This window comes from uncultured Chloroflexus sp. (assembly GCF_937129525.1).
GTDB lineage: Bacteria > Chloroflexota > Chloroflexia > Chloroflexales > Chloroflexaceae > Chloroflexus.
Genome location: NZ_CAKZNK010000087.1, coordinates 1 through 15,703, shown reverse-complemented (window position 1 = coordinate 15,703; position 15,703 = coordinate 1). Strand labels below are relative to the sequence as shown.

Below are 15,703 nucleotides of genomic sequence, written 5' to 3'. Positions count from 1 at the left end.
CTGGGTTTATGGATATCTGGTGGCTTGATCCCTTTCACGGTGGATCGCATGCGGCGGTGGCGGCAGGGTACGCCGCGCATAGCCGGCATCGCGTTACCCTGATCACGCTCAGCCAGGCCGGTGGCTGGCGCTGGCGCATGCGCGGCGGCGCAGTGACGCTGGCCCGCCAGGTCGCTGCATTGCGCCAGCCACCCGATTTGATTGTCGCGACCGATATGCTCGATCTGGCAACCTGGCGCGCCTTGACCTGTCGTCAGTTGGGGTGTGTGCCGATGGCGGTCTATTTTCACGAAAATCAACTAACCTACCCACTGCCGCCAGGACGCAAACGTGATGATGCCTTTGCGTGGATCAATTTCACCAGCGCGCTGGTAGCTGATGCAGTGATCTTCAATTCCGCGTTTCATCAACACGATTTTCTTACCGCGCTACCGAAACTGTTGCGACGCTACCACGATTATCACGAGTTGCAGACGGTCGATCAAATTGCGGCGAAAGCGCTGGTTTTACCCCCCGGCCTTGATCTGCCGCCGTTATCGCCAAGGTTGCCGCGTGAGCCAGCCGCGCCGCTGGTGATTCTGTGGAATGCGCGCTGGGAGTACGATAAGCAGCCGCAGGTGGTTATGGCGGCGCTGGAAACCCTGGCGGCGCGCGGGATCGATTTTCGCCTGATTGTTACCGGCGAGCATATTGATCCTGCTGCCGCCGATCTGGTTGCCGCGCGCGAACGTTGGGCTGCGCAGACGATTCATTGGGGGTATGCCGCAGATCGTGATACCTATTTGCGCCTGTTACAGCAGGCTGATATTGTGGTTTCAGCGGCAATTCAGGAGTACTTCGGGATCGCAATTGTTGAGGCTATGGCCTGTGGTTGTGTGCCCCTTTTGCCGGCGCGCCTTAACTACCCTGACCTCATCCCGTCAGCCTGGCATGACGACTGTCTGTACAGTGATGATGCCGCATTACCGGCGGCGCTCGAACGCCTGATCGCGCGCTTGCCAGAATTGAGCCGGCGCGACTGGATGGCGCTGGCAGCTCCATATCGCTGGGAGTTTCTTGCTCCTCGCTACGATGCGGCACTGGCCGAGATTGCCGCCAATGCGCGAACAGCGCTATGATCATTAACAGGTTGTTGACCGGGAAGAGGGTGAATGCATGCGTCACGAAGATCGAGTTGCGTTGCGTCGGCTCATTGAAGAACACCATACTGCGGCTCTTGGTACGATCACGCCGGAAGGCGCGCCGTTTGTTTCGTATGTCCTTTATGCGGTAGAGCGGCGTGACGGGTACGCGCCGGGGTTATTGCTCTTGCTCAGCCGGCTGGCGGCGCATACCGGCCATCTGCGGGCCGATCCACGACTCTCCCTCCTGATCACTGCCTCGCCGGATAGTGTGCCTGATCCGCAGGCAGTAGCGCGGGTGACCTTGCAAGGTGTTGCGCAGCCAGTTTTCCGCGATGCGCCCGATTATGCAGAGGCGCAGGCTTGTTATCTGGCGCGGTTGCCCGGCCAGCAGCATCTCTTCTCTTTGCCTGATTTCACCCTGTTCCGGGTTGAGTTGCGCGAAGCGCGTTACGTAGGTGGCTTTGGGCGCGCCTTCACTCTCGATGCGGCCAGACTAACCGCATCGCTGTCTACGAGCGGGGTAGAGCCGGCCTAGTACGTTCGTTGTGACGGATATCCATGGTATCATGACATAGAGCGAAAAGTTCTATTCACCAAAGCCAGGGTGAAGGTAGGGCACAATCATCGCGCGCAGGAGCCACTTGACTTTCAGCCCGTGAGTAGTGTTCTACGTAATGCAAGAGCTTTGCGCGGTCGTTAGTTGCCTTGCCGAACGTCTCAAGGGCGAACGTAGCAGATTGAGCCCTTGATTGTTGTCCACGCCTGGTAATTTCCAAACACAGAAAGATGACAGGTGCAGTTGTGTCAGAACCAGAACGCCGCCCAACCATCCTGCTGTTAATTCGCCACGGTATGAACGACTGGGTGCATGGCCGGCTGGCCGGCTGGCTACCGGGTGTTCATCTCAGCGAAGAGGGCCGGCGACAGGCGGCAGCGCTCAGCGAACGGCTCGGCGATTTGCCGATTACGGCGCTGTACACGAGTCCGCTTGACCGTTGTGTGGAAACGGCGCGCGCGATTGCCGAACCGCGTGGTCTGCCGTTGCGCATCGTCGAGCAGCTCGGTGAGGTGCGTTACGGTGAATGGGAGGGAGCTGAGCTGAAAGACCTTTATAAGCACGAGTTGTGGCCTGGAGTGCAACACTATCCCAGTGGCACTCGTTTCCCCAATGGCGAGACCTTAGGTGAAGCGCAAATGCGGATGGTGAGCGCGCTTGATCAATTGCGCGCGCGCCATCAGGGTGAGATGATTGCAGTTGTATCGCACGCTGATTTGATCCGGTTGGCGCTGGCATACTATATTGGCATGCATATTGACCTGTTTCAGCGGCTGGTGATCAATCCGTGCTCATTGAGTGCTATTGCCTTTGAGCCGATGGGTCCACGCCTGTTAGCCTACAATGAGACCGGGTCGCTGGCCCACCTCCGCCCCAAACCACCTGCCGCGCCAGCGGAACCGGCGCCAGTGTCCCCGTTGTCGACGGAGGCTCAGTAGTACCATGGCAGAGTTTACGTTTGATCTGGAATCGGTGCATCGGATTACTGCCGGCGCAGTCGGGCCGCGCGGTCGGCGCGTCTTTTACCTGCAGGCCCGACGTGGTAGCCGGTTGGTGACCTTACTGGCCGAGAAGGAACAGATTCGCGAGCTGGCTAACGCAATCAACCGATTGCTCGAGACGATTGGCGAGCGCAACCCGCGGCTGGCTACGTCTGACGATTTGCTGGTGACCGATATGAGTCTCGAAGAGCCGCTCGAACCAGAATTTCGTATTTACCAGTTGGGGTTAGGATACGATAGTGAGCGCGATCGGGTGGTATTACTGGCGCAAGGGATGCCAGAAGGCGACGACGAGCCATTGTCGGCACGCTTTTCCGCTACCCGCGAACAGATGAAGGCGCTCAGCATCCATGCTGAGCGAGTTGTCGCTGCCGGTCGTCCAATCTGTGGAAATTGTGGTCGCCCGATTGACCCGAGCGGCCATTTCTGCCCGCACCGCAACGGTCACGGTCCGGTCTACAGTTGATGTGATCGCGAGACGCGCGCCGGGTTGACAGATCGCCAGAGCAGCGCTGCTCATTGCGGTATTTTGGTCAGTGTTGCGTGTCGGTGTCAGTCTCCGTTACGGCAAGGAAATGGTATGGAGCGCAGCCACTCGCATGACTCGCACGAATTGAGCGTCGCTCGCGTATTGACAGCGCTGGCCCAGGGTGAGATGAGCGTCGAAGCAGCAATGCCGTATAGCAGTAACTACACCCTGCTCACCAGTGTTGTCCACGAAGATCTGCATCTGCTGGCGGTCTATAAACCGCAGCGCGGTGAGCGCCCGTTGTGGGATTTCCCCCGTGGTACTCTCTACCGGCGCGAAGCTGCGGCCTACGTGGTGAGTGAGGCGCTTGGCTTTCACCTGGTGCCTCCTACCGTGGTGCGCGACGGGCCTTATGGGATTGGTATGGTGCAGCTCTTCATCGATAATGATGAAGAAGTGCATCTCTTTACCATGTTGAAACAGGGCGGTTACGAACAGGAGATTCGGCAACTTTGCGCGTTTGATTGCCTGGTTAATAATGCCGACCGCAAGAGTGGTCATTGCCTGCAAGGGCGTGATGGCCGCTTATGGGCTATCGATCACGGCATCTGTTTCCATGTCGAACCAAAATTGCGTACCGTGCTCTGGGATTTTGTCGGCGAGCCGCTGCCCGATGAGGTTATGGCTGCTTTTGCCAGCTTTCGCCAGCAGCTCGATCAGAATCCGCAATTGAGTAACGTACTCTATACCCTGCTCGATCGAGCTGAGGTGCGGGCATTGCGCCGCCGCCTCAACCATCTGCTGGAAACCGGTCGCTACCCGCCTCCCGGCCCTGGCCCCCATGTGCCCTGGCCGCCAGTATAGAAGCTTCCTGCATGTTGATGGCATACCCTGCTCAATAACTGATACCATTTGGAGCGAGTGATATTCCCGTGTTCCAGTTGCTCGCCGCCGGACATTCATCTTGCTAACGGGAACACCGTTCTGTTCTGTGGAGTGGTCGATATGACAACCGCGAGGCGAACAGGCAATGATTCGCCCCACGGTTGTCGTGTTTAGCGTTCACCAGTGTCTATCGCTCATTCGCTGCTCAGTAATTCAAACTGCGCTTGCAACCGAATGTCAGCCGCTGAGCGACCGATCAGAACGGTAAACCCACCCGGTTCGGCCACCCAACCCGGCGCCGCCGGATCGTAGTAGCTGAGCGCCTGTCGGTCAATCGTAAAGGTGATGGTCGTTGTCTCACCTGGCTGTAGGGCTACTTTGGAAAAGCCTTTCAGTTCTTTGTCGGGTCGCATCAACCGGGCTGCCTGGTCGTGAATGTAGAGCTGTACCACCTCCATCCCGGCGCGCGTTCCCTTGTTGGTGACATCAACGCTGACGGTGATCGTTTCGTCGGCGCGCATAGCGTTGGCTGAGAGGCGCAGGTTGCTGTATGCGAAGTCGGTGTAACTCAGTCCGAAGCCAAACGGGAAGAGCGGTTCAATTCCTTTCCGGTCGTAGTAACGGTAGCCAACAAATAACCCTTCGCCGTACAACACGTGACCGTTTTCGCCAGGATAGTTGATATAGGCCGGGTTGTCGGCCAGCCGCCTGGGGAAGGTGGTCGGCAGGCGTCCACCCGGATCGGCATCGCCAAACAGTACGTCGGCAATGGCGTTGCCAGCCTCTTGACCGCCGTACCACGCCAGTACCACGGCCCCAACGTCATTAAGCCACGGCATGCTGAGCGGTGAGCCGGCGTTGAGCGCAACGATTGTGCGGGGATTGGCTGCCGCTACCCGTCGAATCAATTCGTTCTGCCGTCCTGGCAGCTCCATATCGCTGCGATCGAAGCCTTCGCTCTCCCATTCCTTGGTCAGACCGGCAAAGACAATCGCCACATCGCTCCGGCTGGCCAGTTCGACAGCCTCTTCAATCGGGTCGCGGTCGCTTTCCGGCCATAGCCCCACTTGCAGCCCTCGCCAGTTACCGGCAACCGGCCAGCGAAATTCGACGACCAGCCGGTAACGGCGTCCAGCTTCCAGCGTGATCGTCTGGCGCTGTTCGTTGCCATCCATAACCTCTTTGTGCCACCGATCAAGCGCCAGTTCGCCATCGAGCCAGATGCGAGCCTGGCCGATACACGACAACCCCAACTGGTAAGTTCCGGTATGCGGTGGCAACAGATCGCAGCTTAGTCTGGTGGCAAAGGTGGTAAGGTCTAGATATTCAATCCGATCGCCAAACCAGCTTGCTTCCAGGGTATTCAGCGTATCGGTGCGCAGTGGCGCGCTATCGAAATCCAGATCGGCGAAGTAATCGAGCTGTACCCCGCTTCGATCACTATCAGGTAATTGCAGCCAGGCCGGATCCAGATGAGGTAAGCGGCGGAAGATAGGCGTGCCGATGGCATACTCAACGCGACAATGACTGCCGGCGCGATTGCGAATACCCTGCAAGGGCGTTACCACGTAGTGCGGCGCAACTTCCGAGCTACCACCACCCATAATCGCTGCCCAATGCGCGTTAGCTCCGATCACGGCAATGGTTTGGAGCCGTTCGGTCTGGAGGGGCAAGAGATTGGCCTGGTTCTTCAGCAGCACGATTGACTCGACACCAGCGCGGCGGATCAGCGCGCGGTGTTCGGGCCGATCATTGGCCTGTTCAGCAGCAGGCGCTGGCCGTTCAAAGCCGCCTACCCGCTCGATCGCGCGCAACAGTCGGCGTACCTTGTCATCAAGCTCGGCTTCACGCAACTCGCCGCGCTCAAGCGCTGCCAGTACCCGTTCCCGGCTGAGCCAGCGCGCCGGCCCCGGCATCTCAAGATCGAGACCGTTGCTGATTGCGCGCTCGCTGTACGTTCCGTACCAGTCAGACATCACCAGGCCATCGAATTGCCATTCACCTTTGAGAATCTCGACCAGGAGCCGGTGGTTTTCGCTGGCCCAGACGCCGTTGATCCGGTTGTAAGCCGACATGATTGTCCAGGGTTTGGCTTGCCGAATTGCCATCTCGAATGGGCGCAGATAGATTTCTCGCAGCGGTCGTTCACCGACATCAGAGCTGATGCTAAACCGCTCGAATTCTGAGTCGTTGCAGACGAAATGTTTGATGCATGCGCCAACGCCACGACTTTGCAACCCGGTGATGTACGCAATTGCCATAGTGCCGGTCAGGTAGGGATCTTCCGAGAAGCACTCAAAGTTGCGTCCCGCCAGCGGTGAGCGATGGATGTTGACCGTCGGCGCGAGCAAGATATGCGCGCCTTTGTCTCTGGTCTCTTCGGCCAGCGCTTCGCCGATCTGACGCACCAGGGACGGATTCCACGTCGCTCCCATTGCCACCCCAATCGGGAAGCAGGCCGAGGTATGGGCGCCGTTGCGGCTCACACCGCGGGCGCCATTGGGGCCATCGGTGACTTTGATGGCCGGTATGCCCAGGCGTGGGATGGCAACGGTGTGCCAGGCATCAGCGCCGGCGATCAGCGCGATCTTCTCCTCGATGGTTAGTTGGGTGAGCAGGGAGTCGATTGTTTCGGTGTCATGATGAAGCATACTGTGTCCTTTACCTGTGCTCTGCGTGATGACTTGACCAACTCTTGCAAATTGACCTGACTGGAGGTGAGGTGCGGAAAACCGTCAGCTCCCTCCGGCCTGATTAGCTCTGCTGATAGACCCGCACGTAGTCGATCTGAAGCTGTTGCGGAAAGACGGTTGTCTCGTCGGGATACCCCGGCCAGTTCCCGCCAACCGCCAGATTGATCAAGATAAAGAAGGGATGATCGAAGACCCACTCGCCTGGCGTTTGATCACGCCGAACGGTGTGGTAGAGTTGATCATCGACGTACCAGCGAATTTCGTCGGCTTCCCATTCCACCGCGTAAAGGTGGAAATTATCGGCCAGCGAGACCGGGCTGGTAAACGATTGCGAGATGGCATTGCCGCCAGAATAGCCTGGCCCGTGTACGGTGCCGTAAACAACCGTTGGATTACCGATGTTCTCCATGATGTCGATCTCGCCACACGCCGGCCAGCGGGCTGTGGCAATGTTCTCGCCTAACATCCAGAAGGCAGGCCAGATACCCTTGCCTCCGGGCGGTAACTTGATCCGCGCCTCGATCCGCCCATACGCCCACGAGTGCAGGTAGTGGGTTTTGATACGGGCTGAGGTGTATTCCCAGGCCAGGTATTCCTCCTTACGCGCTTCAATGATCAAGACACCGTTCTCAATCCGAATGTTTTCTGGCCGGTCGGTGTAGAATTGCCATTCGTTGTTTCCCCAACCGCCAGCGCCCTTGTCAAACAACCAGTTTCGTGGATTGAGAGTCTCGCCGTCAAATTCATCACTCCAAACCAACGTCCACGGCGATGGAGTTGGTTGAGGTTCGGGGGCAATCGACGCCGCAGGCGTCGTTGTGCATCCGGTCAGCGCCAGGAGCGCCAACCAGCACTGGCAGCAGCGACGGATAATCCGTTCGGTCATACGTACTCTCACAGTCCTTCACCTTCTCCCTGTGCTGATCAGATCAAGTTCGGCGGCAAGGCGTTCAATGACAGCACTTCGTCTATCACCTGAGCATCGATCCCCTCGTCTAGCGGAAACATGAGGGGTACTCGATCGGGTACTCTGGCGCAGCGCTCCGGGCAATCCTGCCCTACGGTTGCAAGCCAAACCCATACGGAAAGAGCGGCTCGCCGGTGCCGCTCCCCAGTGGGAGCTGATCGAGACTGCGTGGCCAGGTCACTGGCAGTCTGCCGGTAAACGGGCGATCTCCAAACAACACATCGGCAACGCCGGCCCCCTCACTCCCCGGCAGCCAGGCTACAACCAGCGCATCCCATTTCGGCAACGAATCGGTGATCAGCAATGGTCTACCGGTGACCAGCACAACCACCAGGCGCGCGCAGGCTTCTTCCATTCGCTGCAACGCGCGCTGTTCAGTTGGTGGCAGGCTAAGTTGAGCGCTATCGCCCCGGCCTTCCGCGTAGGGTAATTCGCCCACGACCGCGATGCAAACCGCATCATCGGCGCCTGGATCACCGCTAAACCGCCCGTAGCGGTCATATTCCACCACCGTCTGCGGCGCAACGGCGGCCTGAATGCCTTCCAGAATCGTCGTCGCCGGAATAATCGGGCCGGTTTTGCCCTGCCATTCAATTGTCCAGCCGCCAGCCTGCATACCGGGGTCATTGGCCGCCTGGCCCCCGATGAAAAGGTGTGGGATCGATTTGGCGAGCGGGAGCAACTGCTGCTCATTCTTCAACAAGACGAGCGATTTAGCCACGGCTGTGCGCGCTAGCTCGCGGTGAGCGGGGCTGCCGATCTGCCCGATCAATTCGGTCGCAGCGAAGGGATGTTCAAAGAGTCCCATCGTCATCTTGACGGTGAGAATCCGTCGCACTGCGTCATTGATCCGCTCCTCGCTCACTTCACCGGCCTGAACTGCTCGGGTCAGCGTATCGATAAAGCGCCGGGCATCGTAGGGAACCATGTTCATATCGATGCCGGCATTAATTGCGGTCACAACTGCGCGATAATAATCAGGGTCGATCTGATCAATCGCGGCCCAGTCAGAGACGATAAAGCCGGTGAACCCCATTTCGCCCTTGAGCACTTCGGTCAGCCAGTAAGAGCTGGCGTGCATCTTTGTTCCCTGCCAGCTCGAATAGGAGGCCATGACTACCTGCGCTCCTGCATCGATCACTGCCTGGTACGGGGGGAGATGCACTGCCCGCAGCCATGCCTCATCACCGATGGTTTCTCCCTGATCAAGCGCATAGTTTTCGGTCTTCGACGATCCCCAGGCTGTGCCGCCATCGCCCAGAAAGTGCTTGGGAGTGCCGATCACCCGTTGCGGCGCCACCACATCGGCAGCCTGCAACCCGCGTAGAAAGGCGCTGGCCAGCGTTGCCACGTGGTCGGGCCGCTCGGCATACCCTTCGTAAGCGCGGCCCCATCGCACATCTTGCGGCACCATCACCCCGGGCGCATAATTCCACAAGACGCCGGTGGCTGCCATTTCAATCGCGGTCACCCGTCCGATTTGCTCCATCAGCAATGGATCATTGGCGGCCCCCAACCCGATATTGTGCGGAAAAATTACCGCGCCATAGAGATTGTTATGCCCGTGAACGCCATCGGCGCCATAGATGATCGGAATGCCGAGTCGACTTTCAAGCGCAGCCTGCTGAAAGGTGTTCACCATCGCTGCCCAGGCTTGCGGTGAATTTTCGGTGGTTGGGTAACCACCTCCGCCACTGAGTATGCCACCGATCGCCAGTTCCCGCACCTGATCGGGAGTCAGGCTATTCTTCTCGATCAAGGTCATTTGCCCGATCTTTTCGGCCAGGGTCATTCGCTGCAAGAGTGCCTCAACCCGTTCGGCAATCGACATCGTGGCAGCCTGATTGACCACTGCGGTTGCAATTGGAGGCGCGGCAGGCGCTCCACAAGCGCCGACAATGAACAACCCCAATCCGATCAGGCAGAGCAGTCGCCATCGCATAGCTCGCCTACTTCTCCAGGTTACTGATGACAACCCCTTCCAGGAAGATCCGTTGCGCGAAGAAGAAGACCACAATCGGAATCACTGCCGAAATCAGCGACGCGGCCTGGATGAGATTGGTCGATTGCGAGTAGAGGTTGTTAAATGCGGTGAGACCAACGGTAATCGGATACAGATCTGGATTGCCGGCCAGGTAGATCAACGGGCCAAAGAAATCGTTCCAGGCCCAGAAGAAGTGAAACAGGGCGACTGCCGTCAGCGCCGGGCGCGACATGGGCAGGATAATCGAGAAGAAGATCCGAATCGGGCTGGCGCCATCGATCATCGCCGCCTCTTCCAGATCACGTGGGATGGAAAGGAAGAACTGACGGAGCAGAAAGACATTCGTTCCCCAAGAAAAGAAAGCCGGTACGATCAGCGGTAGCCACGTGCCGACCCAGCCGATGCGCAGGAAGACGAAGTAGGTGGGGATGAGAGTCACCGCTCCAGGCAAAATTACCGTCGAAAGCATAATCATAAAGAGAATGTTCTTGCCGGGAATGCGGAAACGAGCGAAGCCATAGGCCACCAACGCCGCTGACAGCACTGCGCCAAAGGTAGTAATGCCAGCGTACATCAGCGTATTGCGCAGCAGGTTGGGGAAATTGATCGTATTCCAGGCCCGGGTGAAATTGGCCCACTGAATGTCGAGCGTCCAGGCCCGTTCGAGTTGTCGCCACTGGCCTTGCCACTCAATCGGCCCGGCATCAGGATTTTCCGGATCGATAAACAGACTGCTCTGGCGACCAGGACGGTAGAGAGCCAGCTCGCGGATTGTGCCATCAATCGGCACGAGATAGACCTCATACGCCTTGCCTTCATAAGTGAATGTGCGGGTGCTGGCCGGCCACCACGGCGCGCCGGGTCTGGAGATCTGAATATCGGTCTTCATCGCCGTGGTGATGCCATACACCATCGGGATGAGAAACAAGCCGAGGATCGCCAGAGTCAGACTGGTGAGCGTAATGCGAGCAATCAAGACCTGGGTTGACTTGCGCAGGCCGCCACCGAACATGCGTTGAGCGTGTACCATCACCGTTCCTCCCCTGCGTAGAAGACCCAGAACCGCGAGGTGCCAAAGAGGACAATCGTGATCACCATGGCGATGAACAGCATCAACCATGCCAGCGTTGCGCCATAGCCCATATTGAAGAAGGTAAACGACTGCTTGTAGAAGTAGATCATGAAAAACCGGGTCATGCCCTCAGGGAAACCGGTGCCGCCGTTGAGCACAAAGGGGGCCAGAAAATATTGCAGCGAACCGATCACTCCCAACACAAGCTGGTAGAAGATCACCGGTGTGATCAACGGAATGGTGATGAAGAAGAGGCGGTGGAACCAGTTGGCGCCGTCGATTTGAGCTGCTTCGTACAGTTCGGTAGGCACGCCTTGCAGGCCGGCCAGAAAGATGATCATCGCATTCCCAACACCCCACAATCCAAACATTGTGTAGGCGTAGTAGACCAGATTAGGGTCGGCCAGCCAGCGCAAGCCCTGCGTGCCGGTGGCCCGAATCCCGGTCAGCCGCTCGATGATAACGTTAATCCAACCTGTCTGATCGTTCAGCACTCCATTCCATATCAAGACAGTAGCCACCAATGGGATCATCGTCGGCATGTAGAAGAGGGTGCGGTACACACTTTTGCCCAGCACATGCTCAGAATTGAGCAAAACGGCCAGAAAGAGCGCAAACAGGAGCGAAATCGGCAACGAAATGGCCGCAAAGTGGATGGTTCGGCCCAACGAGAGCCAGACCTCTTGATCATTGAACAGAGCGCGTTCCCAGTTGGCTAAACCGACAAAGCGAGCCTGATCAGGGACAGCCGGATTGAAATCGTAGAGCGAAAAGCCAAACGACGCAATCATCGGCAGCAAATAGAAGAGAAGAAATCCGATCATCCACGGGCTGATAAAGAATAGTCCCCAACTGATCTCTTTCTTTTCTAGCTTGCTCAGTTTTCGTCGCTGCGGTTTGGCTAAACCGCGCCGGAGGATGCCACCGAATTCTGGTAAAGGCGCCATCGCCGACCTCCTTGTCAATCGGCAGCCCTGTGTAAACGGCGCAGGGCTGCCGATCGGTCATTGCTCCTACTTGTTTGCTGCGTCAAAAATCTTCTGCAAATCGTCCTTCAGCCTGGCGACTTCAGCCTCGAAGTCGGCGTCAGGTGTATTCGCCAGATAGTTCCAGAATTCGTTGTAGCGGTCAGTTGTTTCCTGGAAGCTAGGCATCCAGCTTTCGTGATTGGGATTATCGGCATATGCCATCGCTTCGACCACTACGTTCCAGTTGAGATCACTCTTGTTGGGGAAGGCGGTCTGATTGTACTGCTGGAAGTAGTCATTCTGCAATGACAGGCGGGCCGGCATGCCACCGTAAATCGTGAGCAGTTCATTAACGTGCTCGGCGCTCAGCATGTAGGTGAGCACTTCGAATGCAGCATCGGGATAGGGGCACCCTTTGAGGATACCGAAGGTGTCGGCATGCATCTTGGCCGTGATAGTGCCGTTGTAGCTGGGAGTGGCAGCCAGATTCCAATCGAAGTCAACATTCCCCAATGCCCACGGCGCGACGTACCACATATGAATGTGGATCATTGCCAGATTACCGGACGAGAAGGGGCCACCGGGTCCTTGCAGGAAGTCTGCGCCACCGTAAGGGCCATTCGGAATGAACCAGTCTTTCCACCAGCCATCGTAAGTCCACTTCCAGGCCGCCTTCCAATGGTCAGGAATCTGAGCGTTGCCATTCTCGTCAACCAGCGAGCCGGCGCCAAAGAAGGTGCCAATGCCGCGCGGGTCGGTCCACTGGTTCATCCAACCGAACTGCACGATCTTTTCCGGGTCGAAATCAGGCGAAGTAGCATCGTTCCCATTGACATCGACGGTCAGCTTCTTTGCCAGTTCGGTGAGGGTTTCCATGTTCCACGGTCGCTCAACCCCGTTTTCATCGACCCACGGCGCGCCATGGGTGGCTGGTGGATAGGGCAGGCCCGCTTCGTCGAACAGATCCTTGTTGTAGATGATGAATGAGGGGAAGATCGCGAACGGAATGCCAAGCTGACCCTCTTCTTTCACCTGATAGAACTTGACCAGATTGGGGTCAAAGTCGCTCAGATCATAGTTGTATTTGTCGATCAGCGGCTGCAAGTCAAGCCACGCGCCTTTGAAGCTGTCACGACCGCGAATACCGACCGGACCAACCAGGCAGGGAGCGTTACCGGCAGCAATCTGAGTGGCCAGCGTATCGTAAGCGACATTGTTATCGACAATCTCGATCACCAGTTCGATCTTATCCTGGCTGGCATTAAAGCGTTCAACGAAGGCGTTCTGGGCTGGAATAGCGCCCTCATCAGAACCGGCCCCCAGACCAACGAACCAGCGCACCTTGATACGATCAGTTTGCGCCGGTGCCGGCGCCTGGGTTGGCTGACGTACCTGAGCGGCCTCGGTTGGCGCAGGCGCACTGGTTGGTTGGGCAGATGGGGTTGTCGTTCCGCTACCGCAAGCAGTGATCAGGGTGGCAAACATGAGCATCAGGCCCAGGAGTGTGAATTTGAACGATTTCATCGCGTCTCCTCCTCTGGAACAGCTACACCATTGTTATCAAACCTGCCGTTGAAATGTGGGTAGAGAAGCTGCCGTCATCACCTCCTTTCACCAGGATCGAGTACAACTGTCGCGCACAATCAATTCAGTGGGCAAAACTACCTGCTGAACTGCCGGTTGCGTGGCAGCGGACGAGATCCAATCGAGCAGCAATCGGGCTGCGCTCTGGCCCAATTCGCCAATCGGCTGGCGCACTGTAGTAAGTGGCGGGGTCATTGCGGCAGCCAGTGGAATATCATCAAAGCCGGTAAGCGCCAGATCAGTAGGGACATCTAATCCGGCGGCGCGCGCGGCTTTCAACGCGCCCAGAGCCATCATGTCACTGGCGGCAAAGACCGCATCAGGAAGCGGATCGCACTGCAAGAGTGTCCGCATTGCGTTGTACCCACTCTGCTCGCTAAAATTTCCCTCAATCACCAGTTCATGCACTACCGGCAATCCGGCAGCCGTCAGCGCATCGCAGTAACCGGCAAAGCGGTCGCGCCCGGCCACAATGTTCATCGGGCCGGTGATCGTCGCAATTCGCCGGTACCCCTGCTCGAGCAGATGTTCGATCATCTTCTGCGCGCCGTAGCGATTATCAACATCGACGTAGGGAATGGAAGTATGCGACGTAATGCGTCCTACTACCACAACCGGTATCGTCTCGCGCGTCAACCACTGCAAAAGAAACTCGTCTTCGACGGCTGACGCAACAATCGCGCCATCGAGAAACCCGCGTTGACCGATCAGACGATAGGGGTTGCCATCGGTTGTGGTAGTAGTAGCCAGCTCCAGCATGATTGAGAACTGACGTTCGTTGCAGATCTGCGCAATACCTTCAATCAAGAGCGGGAAGTAGGGATCGGCGAATAATGCATTAATCGGTTGGGGAATGACGATCCCGATCACCTGTGAGCGGCGGCTGGCCAGCGAACGAGCCGGATGGTTGGGCTGATAATTGGTGTCACGGATCGCCTGCCAGACTCGCTCACGCACTGCCGGGTTGACGTGAGGGTGATTATTGAGTACCCGCGATGCAGTCGAGCGAGAGACTCCGGCTCGCCGGGCGATGTCATCAAGAGTGATGTTCATATGCCTTGCCGCCACTGACTGGGAACGCTTCCAACTACGCTTATCGTATCGAAAGAAGGAGCGGCTGGCTTGTCAAAAAGCGCGAATCACTTGCACAAAACCGTGAAAGCGCTTCCAGGGTTATCGCGCTGCGACGAGAGGGGTACCTTCGTGAGTGTCGGGCGGGGCAGCGCGGTAGTGGGGATGGCGCGGCAGTGCAGTCTTTACGGAGGTAGAGGGGGGATGGGCGCGGTAGTGCCGCGCCTCTATGGGGAACATACTGACCAGAGCGAGAGAAATACACGCTGCCTCCCCTCGCGCAACGTGGGAAAGGAGGCAGCGAATGCAATCTATCGTCGGTGTGCCACAAGATCAGCGCTGTCGCACAATGATCTCATCGTAACGCACAACCGCTCCACCTTCATCGAAACTCGTTACTGCCAACCCCACTTCACCGCGAGTGAAAGTTGGATCGCGGGTTTGCTCTAGCCGGCGGTCATTAACGAAAAGCGTGATTTGATCGCCGCTCAATTCAACCCGCAGTCGATTACTCTCCGCTGCAATCGCATTATGTTGCGTCCAGTCGATCAGTGTGATCCACTGGTTGTTCTCGAGCAGCTCAAGCGCATAGTAACCGTCATTCGAGACACTAAACAGGTAAAAGTTATCTTCATCCTGATAGTGGAAGATCAGTCCGGCAGCCAGATTTGGCGCGTTAAGTGGCGTTGAGTAACTGGTCTCAATCACGACATCCCGATAGTTACCTTCAATCAATGCCCACACCAGCAATTCTGGCTCCTTGACCTCGATCACGTAGCTTCCCTGTTCAAAGGAATAGCTTGAGCTGCTGTCATTACGAACACCCAGGCTGCTTGTTGTGGGGTTATCAAAATCGTCGCGCAGCAGCTCCGTTCCACCAATGCCTGATACGACGGCTCCGCCTCCGCCTTCATTCACCGCAGGTGTAGAAAAGACGCTGGTTACCTCATTGGTAGCGGTTGTATACAGTGCGACCAGAATAAAGCCACAGGCTGCGACCAGGATGATTAGCAAACACCCAATTCCACCTAACAGCCCCCAGATCAGCTTCCGGTTAGGTTGACTGTTTGAAATCGGTGGCGCTGGCGGGATGTAAGAGGGGATGTTGCTACCCGGTTGACCATACCCCGATGACGGTGGCATAAAAGGGTCTGGTGGCGCGCTTGCGCTCGGTGTGGGTGGAATGATTGGCGGCGTGGGCTGAGTAGCAGGCCGCTCAGGTGGGATAACGGTCGTTGGCGGCGGCGCGGCAGGTCGGTCAGGGGGGATGACGACGGTCGGCGGCGCGGCGGGTCGGTCAGGGGGGATGACGACGGTCGGCGGCGCGGC

Annotated in this window: 13 protein-coding genes; 5 read left to right on the top strand and 8 right to left on the bottom strand. The window is 57.5% G+C overall.

The window, feature by feature from the left end; genetic code table 11:
* The first annotated feature begins 8 nt into the window (after positions 1-8).
* The 5 genes from Q0650_RS10890 (at position 9) to Q0650_RS10870 (ending at position 4,014) form a co-directional block, all read left to right on the top strand.
* The gene (locus Q0650_RS10890; protein ID WP_298818851.1) at positions 9-1,118 is read left to right on the top strand and encodes a DUF3524 domain-containing protein; all 1,110 of its coding nucleotides are present in this window, start codon (positions 9-11) and stop codon (positions 1,116-1,118) included.
* Between the two features lie 37 nt (positions 1,119-1,155).
* Positions 1,156-1,659 carry a HugZ family protein gene (locus Q0650_RS10885; protein WP_298818849.1) on the top strand — a complete coding sequence of 168 codons (504 nt, stop codon included), beginning with the start codon at positions 1,156-1,158 and terminating at the stop codon, positions 1,657-1,659.
* A 266-nt stretch (positions 1,660-1,925) separates the two neighbouring features.
* Positions 1,926-2,618, top strand: a complete 693-nt coding sequence (locus Q0650_RS10880; protein WP_298818848.1) for a histidine phosphatase family protein — start codon at positions 1,926-1,928, stop codon at positions 2,616-2,618.
* A 4-nt stretch (positions 2,619-2,622) separates the two neighbouring features.
* Positions 2,623-3,147 (top strand): DUF3090 domain-containing protein, encoded by a 525-nt coding sequence (locus Q0650_RS10875; RefSeq protein ID WP_298818846.1) that lies wholly within the window; start codon positions 2,623-2,625, stop codon positions 3,145-3,147.
* A 114-nt stretch (positions 3,148-3,261) separates the two neighbouring features.
* The gene (locus Q0650_RS10870) at positions 3,262-4,014 is read left to right on the top strand and encodes an SCO1664 family protein (RefSeq protein WP_298818844.1); all 753 of its coding nucleotides are present in this window, start codon (positions 3,262-3,264) and stop codon (positions 4,012-4,014) included.
* 215 nt (positions 4,015-4,229) lie between these two features.
* Here Q0650_RS10870 and Q0650_RS10865 read toward each other — a convergent pair whose 3' ends face one another.
* The 8 genes from Q0650_RS10865 to Q0650_RS10830 form a co-directional block, all read right to left on the bottom strand.
* On the bottom strand, positions 4,230-6,686 hold the full coding sequence (locus tag Q0650_RS10865; protein ID WP_298818842.1) for a glycoside hydrolase family 3 C-terminal domain-containing protein: 2,457 nt from the start codon (positions 6,684-6,686) through the stop codon (positions 4,230-4,232).
* Between the two features lie 103 nt (positions 6,687-6,789).
* Entirely contained in the window at positions 6,790-7,626 is an 837-nt protein-coding gene (locus Q0650_RS10860; RefSeq protein ID WP_298818840.1) for a glycoside hydrolase family 16 protein, read from the bottom strand.
* A 160-nt stretch (positions 7,627-7,786) separates the two neighbouring features.
* Positions 7,787-9,637, bottom strand: coding sequence for a glycoside hydrolase family 3 N-terminal domain-containing protein (locus Q0650_RS10855; protein WP_298818838.1), 1,851 nt, complete (start codon positions 9,635-9,637; stop codon positions 7,787-7,789).
* Positions 9,638-9,644: 7 nt separating this feature from the next.
* On the bottom strand, positions 9,645-10,709 hold the full coding sequence (locus Q0650_RS10850; RefSeq protein ID WP_298818837.1) for a carbohydrate ABC transporter permease: 1,065 nt from the start codon (positions 10,707-10,709) through the stop codon (positions 9,645-9,647).
* The gene (locus Q0650_RS10845; RefSeq protein ID WP_298818835.1) at positions 10,709-11,698 is read right to left on the bottom strand and encodes a carbohydrate ABC transporter permease; all 990 of its coding nucleotides are present in this window, start codon (positions 11,696-11,698) and stop codon (positions 10,709-10,711) included. Before Q0650_RS10845 ends, Q0650_RS10850 begins: the two co-directional genes overlap by 1 nt.
* A gap of 66 nt (positions 11,699-11,764) precedes the next feature.
* Positions 11,765-13,243, bottom strand: coding sequence for an ABC transporter substrate-binding protein (locus Q0650_RS10840; RefSeq protein ID WP_298818833.1), 1,479 nt, complete (start codon positions 13,241-13,243; stop codon positions 11,765-11,767).
* Between the two features lie 87 nt (positions 13,244-13,330).
* On the bottom strand, positions 13,331-14,356 hold the full coding sequence (locus tag Q0650_RS10835; RefSeq protein WP_298818831.1) for a LacI family DNA-binding transcriptional regulator: 1,026 nt from the start codon (positions 14,354-14,356) through the stop codon (positions 13,331-13,333).
* Between the two features lie 351 nt (positions 14,357-14,707).
* A partial coding sequence (locus Q0650_RS10830) for a zinc ribbon domain-containing protein (protein WP_298818829.1) occupies positions 14,708-15,703 on the bottom strand: 996 nt, incomplete at its 5' end.